Annotated in this window: 20 protein-coding genes; 11 read left to right on the top strand and 9 right to left on the bottom strand. The window is 45.6% G+C overall.

Annotation, left to right across the window (positions count from 1 at the left end):
* Positions 1-17: 17 nt before the first annotated feature.
* Positions 18-1,220, top strand: coding sequence for a glycosyltransferase family 2 protein (locus ACM1ND_RS21375; RefSeq protein ID WP_028541478.1), 1,203 nt, complete (start codon positions 18-20; stop codon positions 1,218-1,220).
* On the opposite strand, the gene ACM1ND_RS21370 is transcribed toward ACM1ND_RS21375, so the two are convergent.
* The gene (locus tag ACM1ND_RS21370; RefSeq protein WP_254348680.1) at positions 1,213-1,599 is read right to left on the bottom strand and encodes a hypothetical protein; all 387 of its coding nucleotides are present in this window, start codon (positions 1,597-1,599) and stop codon (positions 1,213-1,215) included. The genes ACM1ND_RS21375 and ACM1ND_RS21370 overlap by 8 nt on opposite strands.
* 133 nt (positions 1,600-1,732) lie before the next feature.
* Here ACM1ND_RS21370 and ACM1ND_RS21365 point away from each other — a divergent pair, with 133 nt between their 5' ends.
* The 4 genes from ACM1ND_RS21365 to ACM1ND_RS21350 are packed head-to-tail and all read left to right on the top strand — an operon-like array spanning position 1,733 to position 5,692.
* Positions 1,733-3,007: a sialidase family protein gene (locus ACM1ND_RS21365; RefSeq protein ID WP_256703477.1), complete on the top strand. Its 1,275-nt coding sequence runs from the start codon at positions 1,733-1,735 to the stop codon at positions 3,005-3,007.
* A complete protein-coding gene (locus ACM1ND_RS21360) occupies positions 3,007-4,233 on the top strand; it encodes a sialidase family protein (RefSeq protein WP_053326024.1) in 1,227 nt (408 codons plus the stop codon). Before ACM1ND_RS21365 ends, ACM1ND_RS21360 begins: the two co-directional genes overlap by 1 nt.
* 33 nt (positions 4,234-4,266) lie before the next feature.
* Positions 4,267-5,487, top strand: a complete 1,221-nt coding sequence (locus ACM1ND_RS21355; RefSeq protein ID WP_075154695.1) for a glycosyltransferase family 4 protein — start codon at positions 4,267-4,269, stop codon at positions 5,485-5,487.
* Between the two features lie 31 nt (positions 5,488-5,518).
* Positions 5,519-5,692, top strand: a complete 174-nt coding sequence (locus tag ACM1ND_RS21350; protein ID WP_418026546.1) for a hypothetical protein — start codon at positions 5,519-5,521, stop codon at positions 5,690-5,692.
* An 87-nt stretch (positions 5,693-5,779) separates the two neighbouring features.
* Here ACM1ND_RS21350 and ACM1ND_RS21345 read toward each other — a convergent pair whose 3' ends face one another.
* Complete coding sequence (locus tag ACM1ND_RS21345; protein WP_028541483.1) at positions 5,780-6,175, bottom strand: hypothetical protein; 396 nt, start codon at positions 6,173-6,175, stop codon at positions 5,780-5,782.
* A 25-nt stretch (positions 6,176-6,200) separates the two neighbouring features.
* Complete coding sequence (locus tag ACM1ND_RS21340; RefSeq protein ID WP_023990095.1) at positions 6,201-6,548, bottom strand: hypothetical protein; 348 nt, start codon at positions 6,546-6,548, stop codon at positions 6,201-6,203.
* 244 nt (positions 6,549-6,792) lie between these two features.
* On the opposite strand from ACM1ND_RS21340, the gene ACM1ND_RS21335 reads away from it, so the two are divergent.
* From ACM1ND_RS21335 to ACM1ND_RS21325, 3 genes are all read left to right on the top strand, one after another.
* On the top strand, positions 6,793-7,440 hold the full coding sequence (locus ACM1ND_RS21335; protein ID WP_023990094.1) for a DUF1796 family putative cysteine peptidase: 648 nt from the start codon (positions 6,793-6,795) through the stop codon (positions 7,438-7,440).
* Entirely contained in the window at positions 7,433-8,059 is a 627-nt protein-coding gene (locus ACM1ND_RS21330) for a DUF1796 family putative cysteine peptidase (protein WP_023990093.1), read from the top strand. The genes ACM1ND_RS21335 and ACM1ND_RS21330 overlap by 8 nt, the downstream gene beginning before the upstream one ends.
* Before the next feature lie 131 nt (positions 8,060-8,190).
* A complete protein-coding gene (locus tag ACM1ND_RS21325) occupies positions 8,191-9,123 on the top strand; it encodes an NAD-dependent epimerase/dehydratase family protein (protein WP_023990092.1) in 933 nt (310 codons plus the stop codon).
* A gap of 66 nt (positions 9,124-9,189) precedes the next feature.
* Here ACM1ND_RS21325 and ACM1ND_RS21320 read toward each other — a convergent pair whose 3' ends face one another.
* The 5 genes from ACM1ND_RS21320 to ACM1ND_RS21300 all read right to left on the bottom strand — a co-directional run bounded on the left by ACM1ND_RS21320 (position 9,190) and on the right by ACM1ND_RS21300 (position 14,783).
* Complete coding sequence (locus tag ACM1ND_RS21320) at positions 9,190-9,516, bottom strand: PTS sugar transporter subunit IIB (protein WP_023990091.1); 327 nt, start codon at positions 9,514-9,516, stop codon at positions 9,190-9,192.
* A gap of 29 nt (positions 9,517-9,545) precedes the next feature.
* Positions 9,546-10,982: a glycoside hydrolase family 1 protein gene (locus ACM1ND_RS21315; protein ID WP_069080657.1), complete on the bottom strand. Its 1,437-nt coding sequence runs from the start codon at positions 10,980-10,982 to the stop codon at positions 9,546-9,548.
* 70 nt (positions 10,983-11,052) lie between these two features.
* Positions 11,053-12,348, bottom strand: coding sequence for a PTS sugar transporter subunit IIC (locus ACM1ND_RS21310; protein WP_160789553.1), 1,296 nt, complete (start codon positions 12,346-12,348; stop codon positions 11,053-11,055).
* A gap of 18 nt (positions 12,349-12,366) precedes the next feature.
* Positions 12,367-12,735 carry a PTS lactose/cellobiose transporter subunit IIA gene (locus ACM1ND_RS21305; protein ID WP_049828407.1) on the bottom strand — a complete coding sequence of 123 codons (369 nt, stop codon included), beginning with the start codon at positions 12,733-12,735 and terminating at the stop codon, positions 12,367-12,369.
* 122 nt (positions 12,736-12,857) lie between these two features.
* Positions 12,858-14,783 (bottom strand): BglG family transcription antiterminator, encoded by a 1,926-nt coding sequence (locus ACM1ND_RS21300; protein WP_264454613.1) that lies wholly within the window; start codon positions 14,781-14,783, stop codon positions 12,858-12,860.
* Between the two features lie 158 nt (positions 14,784-14,941).
* Between ACM1ND_RS21300 and ACM1ND_RS21295 the strand changes: the two genes are divergently transcribed.
* Together ACM1ND_RS21295 and ACM1ND_RS21290 are read left to right on the top strand one after the other, a co-directional pair.
* Positions 14,942-15,340, top strand: coding sequence for an Rrf2 family transcriptional regulator (locus ACM1ND_RS21295; RefSeq protein WP_075154691.1), 399 nt, complete (start codon positions 14,942-14,944; stop codon positions 15,338-15,340).
* A 112-nt stretch (positions 15,341-15,452) separates the two neighbouring features.
* Positions 15,453-16,358 (top strand): NAD(P)/FAD-dependent oxidoreductase, encoded by a 906-nt coding sequence (locus ACM1ND_RS21290; RefSeq protein ID WP_418026545.1) that lies wholly within the window; start codon positions 15,453-15,455, stop codon positions 16,356-16,358.
* 112 nt (positions 16,359-16,470) lie between these two features.
* On the opposite strand, the gene ACM1ND_RS21285 is transcribed toward ACM1ND_RS21290, so the two are convergent.
* The gene (locus tag ACM1ND_RS21285; protein ID WP_071558315.1) at positions 16,471-17,499 is read right to left on the bottom strand and encodes a LacI family DNA-binding transcriptional regulator; all 1,029 of its coding nucleotides are present in this window, start codon (positions 17,497-17,499) and stop codon (positions 16,471-16,473) included.
* 245 nt (positions 17,500-17,744) lie between these two features.
* Here ACM1ND_RS21285 and ACM1ND_RS21280 point away from each other — a divergent pair, with 245 nt between their 5' ends.
* Positions 17,745-19,025, top strand: a complete 1,281-nt coding sequence (locus tag ACM1ND_RS21280) for a DUF4038 domain-containing protein (RefSeq protein WP_418026544.1) — start codon at positions 17,745-17,747, stop codon at positions 19,023-19,025.
* The last annotated feature ends 58 nt before the right edge of the window (positions 19,026-19,083 follow it).

Raw genomic sequence — 19,083 nt, 5'->3', positions numbered from 1 at the left:
TGTCAGGGGGGATTGATATGGTAGATACGGGGATTGTTATGCCACTGTACAAACAGGATATCGGCTATCTGCAAGCTGCGATCTCATCCGTACTAGCCCAGAGCTACAGGGCATTTCGCTTCATCATTGTTATTGACGGAGCGCCGGAAATGGTGGGACCAGCGCTCCACGCAGCAATGGGAGACCCGCGCGTTCAGTTGGTTACACTCCCTCAGAACAAAGGAGTATCCCACGCCCTTAATCGAGGATTCGATGAGTTGTTTAAAGATCCTGCGATCAAGTATGTGACCTGGGTATCCAGCGACAATGTTTATAATTTTTCCTTTATTGAACGATTGCGGCAGGAGCTGGAGCAGGGACCGGACTCACTCGGCCTTGTGTTCTCTACTTTCCGTCAGGTTGACGCATGTGGGAACCCGTTGTATGACGAGCAGCATCAGCAAGCTTTGATCCGGTACCAAGGCCAGCCGCATCATGAATTGCTGAATGCCAGCATTGTCGGGGTTTCATTTATGTACAAAAGCAAATATGCCCGCCTGATTGGCGGCTATCGGCTGCAACCAGTTGAGGATTATGATTACTGGCTGCGGCTGACCGAGACGTGCAGCATGAAATTCATCCCGGAGATCCTGATGGATTACCGGGTGAATTCCACATTTAGTGTATCGGCCGGCCTGCACAGCCAGAAGGAGCACCGACGCTGGCGGCACGCATTCCAAATTGCCAAGCATGAGGCGAGAGCACGTCGGGGCATCCCACTTGAAATGACGATTTTAATGCCTGTCACGGCTATGGCTCAAGCTGAACCATTGCTGGATAATCTGCTGGAGCAGCACTACAGCAATTGCGTGGTACGGTTGCTGGATTTAACGCCAGAACAGGGAGCCGCCGCTTTCCTGTCGATGATGCTCGATCCTCGGTTAATCGTAACGCCACGTCAGCATTATTCGGTCCAGGAAGCACTGGTTCAGGCTATTGGTGAAACAACGACACGCTTTGTTGTATGCTTCGGTGTCAAACCATATATTGCCGTGACGGATTTGCTGTATCTGACGGATTTGTTGCGCCCATTACAGGATACACATGCCTTTTCCTACTATACAGATGACCACTCAACCATCGGTAGCGGCCGAGGGGTTCAGTCCGTACCGCCAGAATGGAATTACGTGTATTACACCCACAGATTGCATCAAGCACTGGAGCAGGGCAACTTTAAATAACAGGAGACAGCGCCGGGATTGTGGTCAGTTCCGACTGAAGAACACGATGCTCCTGTACAACATTACCAAACTGATCCAGTCCAAAGTTGGAGAGCACAACATTGGAAGGTGCAGCGGAGACTACGTTGTATTGTACCTCGTAGGCAAGGACCCCTTGCACAAAGAAGGTACGTCGGGCAACGGAGTTTACAGGTAAGTTAACCGATGTCACGTATAAGGGGATCTTGGTATCCGGTACAAGCGAGAAAAAAATTTGGATGGTCACGGTTGCCGCGTTCACTGTATCCTCGTTGACCAAATTTACAACGACATTGGAGCAGGCAGTACCGAAATCTCTAGTGTTGGTCATATATCCGGTTGTAAAAGCCAATCGAATCATCCTCTCAAAAAACAGAATATTGGAAAACCCCTGAAGGGATGCTTCTATACTATGAATCTATTGAAAAGAAAGCTTGTATGGTTGTCTGTAGACTGTGCTGAAAAAAGTACATTTTAATAGAAATACTTCAGGCATGTCCATTTATATAATGAAGGGAATGCTTGCGATGCCTTTGAATTTTCAGGTAACACCCAGCGGTTTGCCCAAATTTGAGCCCAGTGTCGCCGTTAATTTGTTGAATCCGAATATCGTTGTAGCTGTCGCTGTTGACTTTAGTAGCGGGCCTCCGCTGATTGGACTGTATCGTTCCTTGGACGCCGGGGCGAACTGGACTGATACTTTACTGCCAATTCCACCGGGATATACAGGAGCCGAGGCAGGAATGGTAGCCTATCTGTTCCCGAATATTTTCATCATATCCGCACATGTGTTTCCAGGAAATGAGAACGGGGCTGTTGTGATCTATCGCTCTACGGACGATGGTGCCACCTTTGATCCTCCAGTGGTCATTAACCCGGGCTATGGAGATTACATTAATAATGACTGGACCAATATTACGACGGATAATGCAGGAGCAAGTCCCTATTTAGGGCACGTCTACGTTACGTATAACCGCCAATACAACGTAGAGTTTAATGCCCGGTCTGCGGCCTTTTACCAGCGTTCTACGGATGGAGGATTGACCTGGGATCGACCGTTATTGCTTTCCAATATCCAATCCTCCACGGAGCGGCCTGAGCCTGCGGTCGACAAATATGGCAGTGTATATGTCAGTTGGATTCGTACAGGGCCGCAGACACCGGCTTTCTTTATCCGGCGCTCCTTTGATGGAGGGGCAACTTTCAGCGGGGATATTCTTGTGTCCAATATAACGCTGGTGCCCAATCCTTTGCCCGTTCCTGGTTATGACTTTCGGATATTGAATTTCCCTAGCTTGGCCGCGGACTGCTCGGGTGTGCCTTCCACAACAAATACGCTATATGCCGTTTGGCAGGATTTTGGTCAGGGATACAGCAATATTTTATTGTCCAAATCAAGCGATTTTGGCGGTACCTGGAGTGCTCCGATCATCGTGACGGACAGCCCGCCCGGCTCGCAAAATTTCTTTCCTGCGATTTCGGTGTCGCCTAAGACGGGATTGGTCGTTGTCGTGTACTATACCAATCGCCTGGACGGCTTTAATCTGGATGTGTTCACCGCCCAATCGTCAGATGGAGGCAACACCTTTACGAACAGTCGTCTCACAACGACCTCCTTTAATCCGAATGTCGGTGGAGGCGAATCAGAGCTGATCGGCGACTATATTGATGTCGCCATCGTACCGCCGAATAGTTACATTTCCGTCTGGACGGATACGCGTACAGGCAGCCTGACGATTTTTGCTGGTGTACCGGGAGGTGAAGCCTGATGCCGAACGTACAGCTCACGCCTAATGGAAGGCTGGCGCAGGAGCCGAGTGTAGCTTTCAACCTGCTCGACGGTACCATTGTGTCTGCGGCTATCGATTTTACGACTGGGCCGCCGTTGACAGCAGTATACCGTTCAGGTAACGGCGGTGTCTCCTTCACACAGCAGATTTTACCGCTGCCAGCCGGCTATGTAGGGGCGGAATCCCATAGCGTCAGCTACGGTTTTCCCAACTTGTTTGTCATAGCCTGTCACGTATTTACCGCAGACGGCTTGAGCGGTACTATCGCTACCTATGTATCCAGAGACAACGGTAATACATTTGATCCGCCCGTGATTGCCCAGCGGGGGTATGGGACATTTGTCAATAATGTTGAGGTCGGCGTGAAATTTGATACTTCTCAGGTCAGCTCCTATACCGGAAATATCTATTTATGTTATACGCATCAGTACAATCCTGACTTTTTTGGCGGATCAGTCATGTTTTTCCAGCGTTCGCAGGATGGAGGGATCACGTGGGATACACCCGTGGTGCTCACCGCTGGCTCTAATCAGATCACGCGGGGGGAAATCACCGTGAGCATTACTGGGGTGATTTATGTCGGGTACATTGTAACTAATCCGGTTAACCAATATCAGGTCATTGTGTCCTTCAATGGGGGGACAGCATTCAGTTCTTCGCTGCCTGTATCTTCTGTTGTCCCGGTTCCGAGTCCGTTGCCCGTGGCCGGGTTTGGCTTCAATGTGCTGCCGATGGCCAACATTGCGGTGGATCGCTCTACTAGCCCGAATCAGGGAACACTTTATGCGGTCTGGCAGGATAATCGGGCAGGGTATGCGGATGTGCTGCTCGCCCGTTCGGTGGATGGCGGATTAAGCTGGACTGCGCCGCAATCTGTGACAGGGGCTAGTGCAGGGGCACAGCATTTTTTCCCGGCTATTGATGTTTCGCCTGTGACCGGTGTGATTAAGATCGTATATTATACCAATCAAATAACGACCTCTTTATTAGACGTATTTGTGGCCGAATCAACGAACGGAGGGAATACATTTACGAACCTCAGAATAACAGACAGCTCCTTTAATCCTAACGGGATTAGTCCGGTTCCAGTCGTTACGATCGGTAATTTTATTGATGTAACGATCGTGCCGAATAATGGATTTTTTGCGGTCTGGACAGATGCGTTATCGGGTTTCCAGCAAATTTACGGAAGTAACGGAATGTAGCTCAGCGTACGAGACAGAGGAGGTGAGGCTATTTTGAAAATTTTGTTGGCTACGTACTGGCCGATTCCTCATTTGGGTGGCGTATGGCCCTTTATGCTGCAAATTAAACGGAGGCTGGAGCTACTGGGTCACACAGTAGACTTGATGGGGAACGGACCGGATACACCTAAATACCATATTGTTTTTGAAGATAGAGAGCTGCTGAAGGATCAACTGCTGCCCCTGCTGCATACGAAGCTGAATGAATCGGCTGTCCCTGTATTACATTTGGATTCATGGGTGCAGACGGTGGAAAAGGATCGATACTGTATGGAGCTGGCAGCTGCGTATTTCGGGGTTGAGCAGTATGATGTTATTCACACGCAAGATGTCATTGCGACGCGTGCTCTAAGTCGGGTCAAACGTAAGGACAGTGCGTTGGTAGCGAATATTCATGGCTCGCTGGCTCGTGAAGTCATGATGGCTCTGGAAAGGGATCATGAGGAGGGTTACCGAGAGACGTTGATGTGGAAATATTATTGGGCGCTGGAGCACTATGGCGCTCTATCCGCGGATATTACCATTACGTCTACAGAATGGATGAAACAGACGCTTGTGCGTGAGTTCGAAGTGCCTGAGCAGCAGATTGCTACTTTCCAATACGGATTGGATACCGAGCACTTCTGGGAAGTCCATGCCCGGGGAACGGACATAGTACGACCTGAGGGGAAAAAAGTTATGATTTGTCCTTCACGGCTGGTCTATATCAAAGGGCTGCATTATTTAATGAGCGCTCTTGGCCTGCTGAAAGCAAGTCGTACGGATTGGGTTTGCTGGATTGTCGGGGAGGGAGATAAAAGGGAAGAGCTTCAAACACAGGCGAAGGAGCTAGGGCTAGCAGAAGACGTGGTTTTTCTGGGGCATCGTGAAGATGTACCTGCTCTTTTACAACTGGCGGACCTTTTTGTCCATCCGAGCATACAGGATAATCAGCCGTTTTCGGTCATGGAGGCGCAGATTATGGGGCTTCCGGCAGTGGTATCGGATGCGGGCGGACTGCCGGAAATGGTGAAGCATGAACACACCGGACTAGTCTCCCCGGTTGGCGATGTGGAGGCACTGGCAGCTCATTTGCAGCATTTGCTGGCTCAGGATGAAGTGCGGATAGCTATGGGGAAACATGCCAAAGCATGGGGGACCGCGCATTGGTCTCTGGATGTTATGATTGAGCGACTCGTGAATATTTATGGGCAAGCGCTGAATCAAGTACGTTGAGTATGTTGATTCAACAGTTAGGAGGCAGAGCATGACTTTTCCTGTCGTTGGGGACTTGTACAACCGTATTTTTGAAATCCAGCAGTCGCACCCGGATCTGAAGGTCGATTACGCAATATGGAACCGAATTAACACCTTGTTGCCGGAAGATTATAAGCTGCCAGATGCTGACATTTTGGAACGTCTGAAACAATCCGCACCATGAAGGCACAGACCCTATAAAAAGGCAGGTCGGGCTTAAAACTCCCACCTGCCTTTAGTTTATTCCAGTTCATTGTCCAACAGGTTTTTGTCAATCTTCATAAACTGAGCCTCGAATTATGAGCGGCCCCGTAACAACAGCACGGCGGTCAGCTGATTGTACGGTCAAGCAGTATACATAAGGCTCTGCCTGTTCTCCCGTTTCCTCATAGCTTAACTCTGCAAATCCCTCCTGATAACAGGAATCCTGCAACCAATCCAGCATAGGTCCCCGCTCATCATTGCGACGCAATCGAATGTCCAACTCCCCGATATCCCAGTTGAGCAGCGGATTTTCCCATGCCAAAGAGACTTCAATGACAATACGTCCTTCAGATTCACTTGCAGGAATGATTAATGTAGAGAGCACGCTCTCCTGTTCGGTGACCTGAAAAGGCAGTGCATATGTGTCTGGCTCAGCTTTGTTTTGAACTGAATATTTCAACATACCTTCTTCCTCCTCTGCCCGTTCATTAGGGTGTCACGGTAAAATGACTGGCTGTACGCTTAGCGACAATGTTCCCGTTTTCCAAAAATTCAGCCAGGATAAACAGCGTTTCCGGATTGTAAATACTCGTTACCACTCGCAGGTAAAAAGGATTTTGGGCGGTCTCCATATCCTTGAGTTCTAGCACGGAGCCAGCTTCGGGAGAAGGGTTCAATCGAAGGAGCTGCCGTCGGAAAACGCCACTGTCATTTCCCATTTCCAGCAACACATCGACGGCTCTCTTTTCACGATTGAAAAGGGTCACATGGCAGCTTTGTATGTGGGCGCTGTGGTAAGCGAGATGGTGATCGACGGTTAAAAGAAACACGGACATATGATGATGCCTCCTTGAATTCCGTTAGGTTACCAGCCTTAATATGATATGAAAAATAGCCGGGATTGGACTGGATAGTTGTACGCCTCTTTGACAAAAAGCGCATCGGTGTCCAACCCTTTTCGCCGTGCTGTGCATGTAATGTAGAGTGGAACAAACTACGGCCTGAAGTCCCTTTTCGACTACAGAAGAAGGGCCAAGCAGGATCTGAGGGAAGGGTCGTATTAAAAAAGGAGGCGCGGCTATGAGACTCGCACAGCTGGCAGGGGAATATGAAGCGGTCTTCAGTCTGGGACAAAACTGTACACCTGCCATTCAATTGGAAAAGAACCGTTTGCGGCCGTTTGCCGGGGTACTGGATTGGATGATGTCTGACACGCTGTCCGATGTGAACCGCTTGCTTGAAAATCGGTTTGCCGGATTTATGGATTTGCCTAATTTAAGTGTCGTTGGTACGAGCCAACTGAATTATATGGTCAGAGATATCGCTTATAATGTGATCTCGGTACATGATTTTCCGCAGGAACGCAATACGTCCTCAGATCTGGTGACCTATCCCGAGTTCAAGGAAAAGATAGACCGTCGTATCGAACGTTTTTTTGCAAAAACACAGATGGCGAAGCGCAGCTTGTTCGTCCGTATGCTGGGAACCTATGAAGAAGTAGAGGAACTGGAACGTATTTTGTCGGGCATGGTAGCGAATGAATTTCGTTTGTTGGTGGTGAATTGTTCCGGCGTAACGGAGTTGACGGAGGTGGATTGGCAGCTTCCGCATGTATGCTCGGTGGAAATGCCTTTTGCCGATGTATGGAATTACAAGAGTGATCCGCACTGGCGTACCCTTTTTAAAGGGATGACCTTGTCTTCGGAAAGGGGAGGGCGTCGTGCTTGAGCGGTTGCAGGGGGATTATGATGCTGTATTCAGTTTGGGTGGACATTGCTTGCCTTCCATTCAGCTGGATAAAAACGGACTGCGTCCCTATGCGGGTCCGCTGGACTGGATGATTTCCGGTAACTTGTCACAGATCAGTCGCTTGCTGGACGCCCGTTTTGCCGATTTTATGGATGTTGATAGTCTACGTGTCACGGGGCATGATTACGGCGAGCATAACTTCATGGTTGAGGATGCATCCTATGGGATTACAGCAGCACACCATTTTCCGGTTAGCCAGAATACATCGGAGCAGCTGACTTCCTACCCTGCATTCAAAACGACGCTTGATCGCCGCATTGCACGTCTACTGGACCAATTCGCGCTTGCGTCCCGTCTGCTACTGGTTCGTCTCGGGGGTAGTCGGGAGCAAGCGGTGGAACTACATGATGTGTTATTACAGAGGATTACACATGATTTTCGCTTGTTATACGTGGATTATACAGGGACTGATGGTGTGACGGAGCTGGACTGGGGGTTGGAGCGGCTGGTTTCAGTGGAGCTGCCACCTGAGGATATATGGAACGGTCAGGATGAGATGTGGCGTTATATGCTGGAAAACGTGAGACTGCATGTCTGAGGTGCTGAGATTCTAGAGACACATTATAGATTGTCTTCGGACTGTGCTTGTGCCTGCGCCAAGCTATAGGGAGTCGCATAACATGATGCGAAGGGAAGTCATATGCTTCGGTACAAAAGGAGGGTGAGCTAGTGAAGGCTTTGGTCACCGGGGGAGCCGGATTTATTGGTTCTCAGCTGGTACGTGCGCTTGCTGATTCGGGCATCAGAGTGCATGTGCTGGATAATCTGACGACCGGGAATATGGCAAATGTGGACCCGCGCGCGGTCATGCATATTGCGGATATTCGCAGCTCTGAAGCTAGGACGCTGCTGATTCGGGAAAGCCCGGATATTGTGTTTCACTTGGCCGCACAGGCGGATGTGCAGCAATCCATCCATCGACCCGATGAGGACGCGGATGTGAATGTGCTGGGGACGATTCATTTGTTGCAGGCTTGTCATGAAGCGGGTGTGTCGAAATTTATATTTGCATCCACGTCCGGTGTATATGGAGAGTTGCAAAAGCAATGTATACAGGAAGACGATCCCGTGGAGCCCATTTCAGGCTACGGACTGTCCAAGCTGACCGCAGAATCGTATATTCGACTTTTTTATCGGCTGTACGGTATGAACTATACGATTTTGCGTTATGGAAATGTGTATGGTCCCGGTCAGGCCGCGAAGGGAGAGGGTGGTGTAGTCGCTCTCTTTATGGAGCGGCTGAAAAAAGGAAGTCCCTTGCTCATTCACGGCGATGGGACACAAACCCGAGACTTTGTGTACGTCAAGGATGTAGTTCGAGCGAATATGGCGGCTATCCATGCAGCGGACCAACGTACAGTACATGTAAGTACAGGACGAACGACGTCCATTAATCGACTGGCCTACGATTTACTAAAGCTGCACGGTTCGTCTGTCCGCCCTGTGTATTCACCAGCGCGAGCGGGAGACATTCACCATAGCTGTCTTAGTAACGCAGTCGCCAGACATTGGCTTCGTTGGGAACCGCTATACGGCATTTCTGCCGGTTTACAGGAAACGTATGTGAGCAGTATGGGTTCAGGCAAAGAAGGTATGTCTTGATAAAGAGCGCGCAACTCAAGAAAGAGACTGAGGTAACTCTCAGCCTCTTTTTCATTTGAATAGCAATTAGATGTTCTCGCCAGCCAGCTTCAAGGCTTGATCTAGGACAGCTGCACCGTTTCCTCTACCATAAGCCAACGTGTCAATGACATCTACAGGGATACCATAGGGAGCTGCAATTTCGGTTACTGCCTTTTTACGCATCCGCACTTGAGGTCCGAGCAAAATAGCAATCACAGAATCTGTAACGGCTTCTAGCTCTTCCTTGATGGTGCTTTCGGGGATGGCTTCGATGTTCAGCTCTATGGATCTTGCTGTTGCTTCTTTTTTCATTTTAGAAACCAAAATGGATGTGGACATACCCGCAGCACATGCCAAAATAATTTTTTTCATATTTGAGCGCCTCCAGAATTCATTTTTAACTATTTATACTCTTCATCCAGATCAGCAATAAATGAGCGTTCCTTGATAGCGGCTTGATACCAGTAGCCGGATTTCTTCAAATGCCGACTTCGATCATTGTCAAGGTTAATTTCCACCAGTCCATAGCGATTTTTAAAAGCATTCATGGGAGAAACGTTGTCTGTAAAGGCCCACAGCATATAACCTGTACAGTTGGAGCCCGCTTCTACAGCTTGTAATGTGTAGTATAAATGCTCAGTTATAAATTCAATACGATAGTCGTCCTGAATAATGTGTTCCTCATTTTTGAAAGCAGCTTCATTCTCAATGCCCATACCATTTTCCGCGACAAACCACTCGATATTGTGATATTCGTTCTTGATACGCATTCCCATATCGTAAATGATTTTCGGATAAATCTCCCAGCCCCGTGACTTGTTCATTCTTTTACCCGGAAGATCAAAATGCTCATAGTAGTAAGAGGGGTGAAAGGGGGTGTTTTCGTTCCACGCTTTACTCTGTGCTTTTACCCGGTGGGGATAATAGAGATTGATCCCGACGTAGTCAACGGTATTTTCCTTAATGACTGCCAGTTCTTCCGCTGTAGCTTCAAATGTAATATCATGCTTGCCCATGAGATCGAACAATTCTTGCGGGTATTCGCCTTTAATAAGCGGGTCCAGAAATACTCGATTGTAAAATAAATCATACACATGTGCGGCATACTGGTCATGAGGGGCGCTTGATCGGGCATAAGTGACTTCGGGATTCAGAATAACGCCTATTTTAGCCCCTTGCTGACTATAGTTTTTTGCTTTGAAAAGCTGTACGCATTTCGCGGTAGCCAGCGATTTATTATAGTTCCATTGCATCCACTTCCGCGTATTTTGTTCATAGGGATAGCGAAGGGCATCTAGATAGACACGAGTCTGTACAACAATGGGCTCATTAAACGTAAACCAGTGCTTGACCCGATCGCCGTACCGTTCAAACACTTTCTCCGCATATTTTACAAACAGCTCCACCACATGCTTGGAAGACCAGCCCTCATATTTGTCCAGCAAATAGGCGGGTACCTCATAGTGTTCTAGACAAATCATCGGCTCGACTCCGCTTGCAATCAGCTCATCAATGACCCGGCCCATATAATCCGCATACGTTTCATCCACCACTACATTCTCATAATCCGTTAAGAAGCGGGACCAATTAATAGAAGTACGATAATGGGTTAAGCCAATCTGCTTCATCAGCGCAATATCTTCGGTATAGCGATTATAAAAGTCGGTTGCAACCGCGGGTCCATATCCATTGTGCCAGACATAGCGGTCATATTTGTACCATTGGTCTAGGTATGAGTCCTGACCTTCTTTTTTACCGCTCCAGCCCTCTGTCTGCCAAGCGGAAGCCGCTGCACCCATGATGAAATTCGACGGAATTTGTATCGTATGTTTAGCCATGACATGTTTCTCCTTTTCATTGAATAAAGAATGCGTTTTCAATTAATTGATGTATTTCTATAGTAACGCATTATTCAGCCGTTCGCTTGTTGGCAATTTTGACGAATGGGAAATAAATGATAATGGCTACCACAATACAAATGATCTGAGTTACGACGGCGCCAATGCTTCCACCTGTAGACAGGTAGGCATTAATAATAGGCGGAGTAGTCCATGGAACCATGACGACGGCTTTACCTGCAAATCCAAGCAACGTCGAGAAGTAACCAATCGTTCCTGTGATGAGCGGAGTAATAATGAAAGGGATAGCCATCAATGGATTCAGCATAATCGGAAGTCCAAAAATGACAGGCTCATTAATATTAAACAGACCCGGACCCAATGAAAGCTTTGTTATTTCCTTCATATCTTCACGCTTGGAAGCGATCATAATACAAATCAAGAGGGCCAGCGTAATTCCTGAACCACCGATACTCATGTATACGTCCCAGAAAGGCATCGTAATAATGTTCGGAATGGGCAGTCCTTGCTCATAAGCAGTCATGTTGACGGTAATCGCGCCAAGTAGCAGGGGTTCACGAATGGGCTTTACCATTTGGTTCCCGTGAATACCGATCACCCAGAAGATTTGCGCAACCAGCATCAGCACCAGTATACCTGGCAGTCCCTGTACTACGGTCTCCAGAGGTTTTTGCACCACATTATAGACGGCATCGTACAGGTAGAGACCTGTAAACTTATGAAAAAAGAATCCAAACATTGAGAAGACAGTCACCGTAATAATGGTAGGAATGAGTGCCGAGAAAGAAACGGCCACATTGCTGGGAACACTCTCAGGCATTTTAATTTTTAGTTTATCGGACTTGCCCAGTTTGCTGTATAGCTCAACGGATAGGATGCTTATGAAAATACCTAAAAACAAGCTCTTGGTATCCGTAAATTGACGGGCTATGACGTCTGTTACTTTTTGCATGTCACCGTTAACCATCAACTCTATCGTGGTCGGTGTCACAGAGATAAAACAGATTAAAGCAAGCAAACCGGGGAAGAGATTTTTCTCACCGTTAATTTTTCCTAGCTCTAGACCAATCATGAAAATAGCCAGAATGGTAAGGATATTCAAGCTGGCATAGTTAATGCCCGAGAAAATCGGTTTGTACTCAGCCAGGAATGAGAACGGCTTAAAATGCGCAAGGCCATTGACCGGGTCCATGACCATATTAGAAATCAATACAGCAAAGGCACCGACAATAATAACGGGCATCAATGTGATAAAAGCTGATTTGATCGCTATAATATATTTAAAATTGTTGATTGCATTTGCTACCGATGTGAGGCCGTCAACCAGTTTGTCTTTGAAAGCCATAAGATAGCGCCCCTCCCTCTACGATTTCGGTACGAATTGATCAATGCGTTCATACAGGTCTACAAACTCTGAGGCCATATCGCGAATGGTGATGGCATTCATCAAATGATCTTGAGCATGTACCATCATGACGGACATCTCTGTTTTTTCACCTGCTGCTTCCTTGCGGATGATTCTGGTTTGAATTTTGTGGGAGGACACCAGTTCTTTTTTTGCTGAGGCTAATTCTTCTTTGGCTTCACGGAATTTCCCCGCCTTTGCAAGCTCAATCGCTTCCATGGCCGAGCTGCGTGCATTCCCTGCGTATAATATAATTTGGAATACAATCTCTGTATCATCCATGTCCTCCATGTTCACGTCGTGCTCTGTAGATTCATCATTATTCACGTGATCTTCTCTCCTTTCAATCTTCCCTTCGTATAGCTATTATAATTTGGAATCGCTTTCAACATAACGCACATTATTTCCTCTTCTTAACGGAAATAAATCGTTCTTCATACTCCTCATGTTCAACAATTTTTATGCAACACTTCTATGAATTCTGTATACGACTTGCAGCGAATAAGCTGCTGGACGAGCTGTTCATTATTTAAAATATCAAGCAAAATATGATACATAGTCTGTAAATCTTCTGATTTAGTACGCTGTATGCAGAGCATACAAATAAATTGTACCGGCTTGCCGTCCCAGTCGATAGCTTTTTGTAATGTACAGATGACCCAAAACGTAGAATCTGCGAAAGGTTCCATCGGATGCGGGATCGCGACAAAGTTGCCAAATGAAGTGGGGGAAACGGCTTCACGTTCTATTACAGATTGCAGCAGGGGGCCTTTTACAAGATCTGCTTCGTGTATTTTTTCGGCTATAAATTCAAGCACTTGGAGTTTGTTCTCAAACTTCTGCTGAAGAAAGACCAATTTTTTTCGTACATACTGCACAGCAGGAAGTCTGGTCTCAGAAATGGCTTGCTCAATTTTAGTAATATCGGAACCGCCTAAAAATGTATTCACATGGATCATGGGGATAGAAAGCGGTTCTGAAATGGGGATCGTGCTAATAACAAAGTCCAGTGTATCCAACGGCATTTGTTTCAGCTTATAAAATTCAGTGGTTCCCACGATATCCAACCTGGAACCGAAGACCGATTGAAGCTTGTAATACAGCAGCTTAGCGCTACCGAGTCCAGAAGCACATACGATCATACATCTTTTGGGCGCGTCCTCCATTTTCTTTCTTTCCATCGCGACTCCGATATGAATGGCTAAATACCCAATTTCATTTTCCTCGATGTGTATATGAAGCCGCTGCTTGATGACCTCCGCAGCAATGATACCTGCTTCAAAGGCAAGCGGGTAATTGGCTTTGATTTCATCCAGCATAGGATTACGCAAATTCATTCCGTATTGATAGCGGTTAATCACCGGTTTGAGGTGAAGGCAAAAAGCAATCAGTAATTCTTGATCGTTTTGAATGTTCATTTTCAACTGCTGATCAATTTGGTCCAGTATTTCAATAGTCAGTTCGTAGATATCTTTATCAATGATCTTTTTAATCTCCACTTCATCCATACGGGCACTAACGACGGTCCTTATACCCAACAGATGAACAGCAATGTACGCAACTTCAACAAGTGGAAAGGAGTACTTCATGTTTTGTTCCAAGGCGGATACGATCTCAGTCGCCACCCTAAACTCTTTTTGCGCTTCGATTTTTTTCATCTCCTGAGGATAATACGAAACATACCTTTCTTCGCGAATACGCTTACATGCTATAGCAATATGAATGACCAGATTGTTCAGGGCAATGTCCGACAGCTGAATATCATTGATCTCAATACGATCCAGAATCACTTCTCTTATGAATTCCATCTCTTCGTTAGAGATCAGAGGAGGGGGGGACATCTGCTGGTTGCCTATTTCATCTATCCTATTAAATATATAGTCGGAAATGCAATAACGCAGCCTGGCCTCATTACCTTTGACTCGAATACCATGATAGGGTCTATTCTCCAGGGAAAGTCCGTAAGTTGCCAATAACTTGCGTAGTTCTTTGAGGTCATTCTGTAAAGTAGATCGACTAACATACAGGATCTCGGCTAAATCATCAAGTTTAACATATGCATTGGTAAGCAACAGCTTTTTCATTAAAAAACGATTTCTGGCTTCAGAAGAATTCGCTAATGGATAGGGTACATTATTTTCATAATCCTTTAATTGCTTCAGCAGATGATGAAATGCTTGTTCGTCCCGAACCTCTAACTTGTAGCCCGTTCCTTTAAGGGGTTTAACTGCTGCTCCATGTTTTGACAACAGCGCACCCAATTCCTTTAAATCCGTTCGTATCGTTCGAGAAGATACCTTCAATGCATTTGCCAAGTGTTCTCCTTTGACCATCTGTTCAGCAACTAATATACGAAGAATATCAAAAATACGCACAACGAGCCCCCTTTCTTAGCTGTTCTGATGAACAGTATACAACGGTTAGAGCGTAACCAAAAGAAGGGTTGACAACAGCGTAAATACTAGATGACCTTGACACACCAGCAGATTCAGAGATATAGTAGACACAATAAGTCTTTGATTGAGGTGTAGTTATGAAATTTACAAAAGCTACAAATTATGCGCTGCACACCATGCTCATGCTCGTTGCTGATTCGTCGGTTAAGCCGGTAGGTGTTCAGCAATTGGCCGAATCCCAAAATGTTTCACCAACTTATCTTTCAAAAATTTTGACGAGGCTTGTGAAGGCTGGAATGATCGAATCCGTTTCTGGAGCCAATGGAGGCTATCGCCTATCCCGTCATAAAGATGATCTTACTTTTTTGGATATTATCCATGCCATTGAAGGTACGAATTCTTTGTTTGAATGTGATTTTGTCCACGGATCTGAGTGCCTGATTCAAGCTGTAATGAGGGAAGCAGAGGAGAAAATGGAACGACATCTTAAAAATACGAAATTGGTCGATTTGGCGCAAAAGCAAACGCAAGTTTAAAAGTAAGCGACTTTATATAGAAAGAGGGTGGTTGCCAGTTATGTAAAGTGTTTTTTTGGTTTTATTACAGATATAAAGAGTCTTTAATATCTTTGAAAAGGAGTTGGGTGTTATGCTGTACGATTGCGCTATTATTGGTGGAGGGCCCGCCGGATTGAATGCAGCCCTCGTGCTGGGCAGGGCAAGAAGAAATGTGGCTTTGATTGATAATAATCGGCCCAGAAATGCGGTTACGCATGCGTCGCATGGTTTTATTACGAGAGACGGCGTAACGCCAGCCGAGTTCCGCCGTGTAGCTTATGAGGAAGTGCTGCGTTATCCGTCTGTCCATCATCTGCAAACCGAGGTTGTTTCGATTACGAAAAACGAATCCGGATTTGAGGTGCTTGATTCGTCAGGCCTTCGCGTTCAAGCGCGAAAATTGATATTAGCGACGGGCGTAAAGGAGATATTCCCCGAGATCGAAGGTTTTTATCCGTTATACGGGAAAAGTCTGTTTAATTGCCCTTATTGCGACGGCTGGGAGTTGCGGGATCAACCGCTTGTCCTTGTCTCTGAATCGGCGGCTATATATCATACAGCCAAACTACTCCTTAATTGGAGCAAGGATTTGATCGTATGTACGAACGGTCATGCATCCCTGTCGGAAGAACAAAAAGAACTGCTTCAATCCAAGGGAATTGTGGTAATGGAGCAACCTGTTTCAGCGTTCATCGGTCACAATGGGCAGCTGGAGCATGTGCGCTTTACGGATGGCACTCAAGTCCCGAGGGTCGGCGGTTTTGTGTCTCCCCAGTTTGTACAAAGTACACCGTTTGGAGAACGTTTGGGCTGTGAAAGAACGGAGTCGGGCGGGATCAAGACGGATGAAGCGGGGAGAACCTCCATACCCGGTGTATATGCTGCCGGGGATTCATCTTACTTCATGCCTTCTCAGTTGATTTTTGCCGCGGCCGACGGCAGTCGAACCGCTGCGAGCGTAAATATGGATTTGACAGAGGAAGATTTCAACGAATGACGAGAAATTGGAATATTCTATATGGAATCTGATGATAGAAAAGGCCGTCAACATGGCGGCTTTATTCTAAAATCATAGAGAGAGCAAGCAATAATAAACCAATGATCATAGGTCATTTCAAGGCTAAACAAGATCTTCTTTCAATAACCTCTGTATTCACAAGAACCTGAGTATGATGCCTCTGATGATTGTTATGCCTCTCCATAAGCAAATTTACAGCAGTTCGGGCCAAAATATCCTTTTTCACATGAATGGTTGTGAGTTCCGGGCTAATGACCTTGGCCTCATGAATATTATCAAATCCCATGACGGAAATTTGTTCAGGCACTCGAATGTTCATTTCCTGAAACGTTTTAATGGCACTGATCGCCATATAATCATTTTCGCAAAATAGGGCCGAAGGTAGCTCATTCAATTCATGAATAGCTGTTTTAAATGCGTCCTGTGACATCACAAGCATGGGATGCATATCAAATATAAGCCCATTTTCTATGGAAAGATTGTGCTCCTCTAAAGCCGCCATAAACCCTTCCTTTCGTTTTTTAAAGTTAAGAATTCTGGTACTGGATTGTACGTATCCTATCTTTCTGTGTCCTGACTGAATTAAATATTGGCCTGCCTGATACCCACCAAGATAGTTGTTAATAGATACGAAACTGGCGTCGACGTGTTCAAAGTAGGTATCTAAAATCACGATATTGGAATGAATGGATTGTATAGAATGAATAATCTCGGAAGTTAAATTGGTGCCAAGCAGAAGTATGCCTGAAGAAGGCTGATCTTTTTCCAAAGCAGATAATTCTTCTTCGAGGCTATGGCTATCAAAAGACGAAAAAATCAAGGTGTTTCCATGTTCTCTCACCTGATTGGTAATATGATGAATTAATTCATTGAAAAATGGAAGTGAATCATAATGCTCTGTTACAATGTCTGTATTTTTACAGGCCACAAAGCGTATCACATGATGATTTTTAATGACTTCCTTGCTTGTCTTCATGGTGCGTGGTTTATATCCATGCTCTTGGGCTATTTTTAGAATTTGCTCCTTGGTTTCTTCACTGACTCCGGGTTTGTTATTAAAAGCAAGAGAGACAGCAGATTTCGAAACACCTGCAAGCCTTGCAATATCATCAATTTTCAATGTGGAACCCCCTATTGAACTAAACTACATAAATTATATCATTACTCTACAAGAAAGTTTAGATTATAAACTAAACTAAACTAAATAAATGAAAAGAAAAAAATGTTGACCTTTTATTATTTGTAGTGTTAATATGCAAGTGTAAAGCGCTTTAATTTAGTTTATTTGCGAAAAAACATATAAATTTAGTTATTTATTTTAGTTATTTGTTTAGGAAGATTTGTGAATGTAGCAAGAAAGGAAAGGTGATTCATTTGAGTTTAAACATTGCTGAAAATCAAAGAAGTTTTACAAAAGAGGACAAACCTTTTTTTTATTTGGCAGATACGGTTTGGAGTGTATTTACCAACGCGACGATAGAGGAGTGGAGCGATTATCTTGACTATCGGAAGATGCAAGGTTTCAATGTGTTGCAAATCAACATGCTCCGACAATGGGACGCAAGTGAATCGGATCTGAATCTACAGCCGTTTGCATTACTGGAAAATGGGGATTTCGACTACCATACATTAAACGAAGCTTATTTTGACCGGGCAGAAATCATGTTGAAAATGGCTGTAGAGCGTGGATTTGTTCCGGCACTGGTTCTGTTGTGGTGTAACTATGTACCGGATACATGGGCCGAAATGTTCCAAAAGGGCAACAAAATGCCATTTGAATGCGTTGAACCCTATGTAACGTACGTCGTAAACCGTTTTTCTCCATTTGATCCTATTTTTCTGGTTAGCGGGGATAGTGATTTTCCGACTGAACGCGCCAATTCCTATTATTTAAAAGCACTGGACATTGTACAACAATTAAGCCCTGCAAGCTTAACTACGCTGCATATTCAAGGGAGATTGAGAGAAATTCCTCCAGCCTTTGAGAAACACAAGGGTCTTGGATTCTATATGTATCAATCAGGACATAACTCCCAGTTTCAACATGTAGCCCATGAGATTGCTCAACATTTCTATCATAAGTCAGATATACGGCCTGTCATTAATGGGGAGCCATGTTATGAACAAATTAGTTACAGCCGCAATGTGTATGGCAGATACACTGCACTGGATGCCAGAAAAGCAGCATGGCAAAGTCTCCTCGCAGGCGGGGGAGCGGGAATTACCTACGGGGCGCATGGCATTTGGAGCTGGCACAAGAAAGGAAAGAGATTCGGCATTGTAGAAGGGGAAGGATTCGATAGTCCCTATGATTGGAGAGCGGCATTGCGATTTGAAGGTGCGTGGGATTATTCCTTTATTAAATATTTGTTTGAAATGTATAACCTTATTGGCATAAAGCCGCTAGATATTGTTTTAAACAAGACAGAGGAAATTAGAGCTGCGGGGAACGAGAATACCCTTATCTTGTATGTCCCATTTAACACGAAGGTGCGACTAAGTATCAACGTGCAGGATTACAAGTTTACAACGATTGATTTAGCCGGGAAGCGGTTTGCCCAAACCGACGTGTCCGTCCAAAAGGATCAATCGGTGCTAGACATGCACAGCTTTGAAAGTGATGTTGTTATCATCGGAACGAAATAAAAACAGGGAAGAATGTGGATGGAGTGAAGCAACATGTGGAAAATCGGTGTTATTGGAA

Origin of the sequence: Paenibacillus sp. JJ1722 (genome assembly GCF_048282685.1) — a bacterium.
In the GTDB taxonomy this organism is placed as follows: domain Bacteria; phylum Bacillota; class Bacilli; order Paenibacillales; family Paenibacillaceae; genus Paenibacillus; species Paenibacillus polymyxa_B.
Note: the sequence above shows the minus strand (reverse complement) of the source record. Positions and strands in the feature narration are given on the sequence as shown.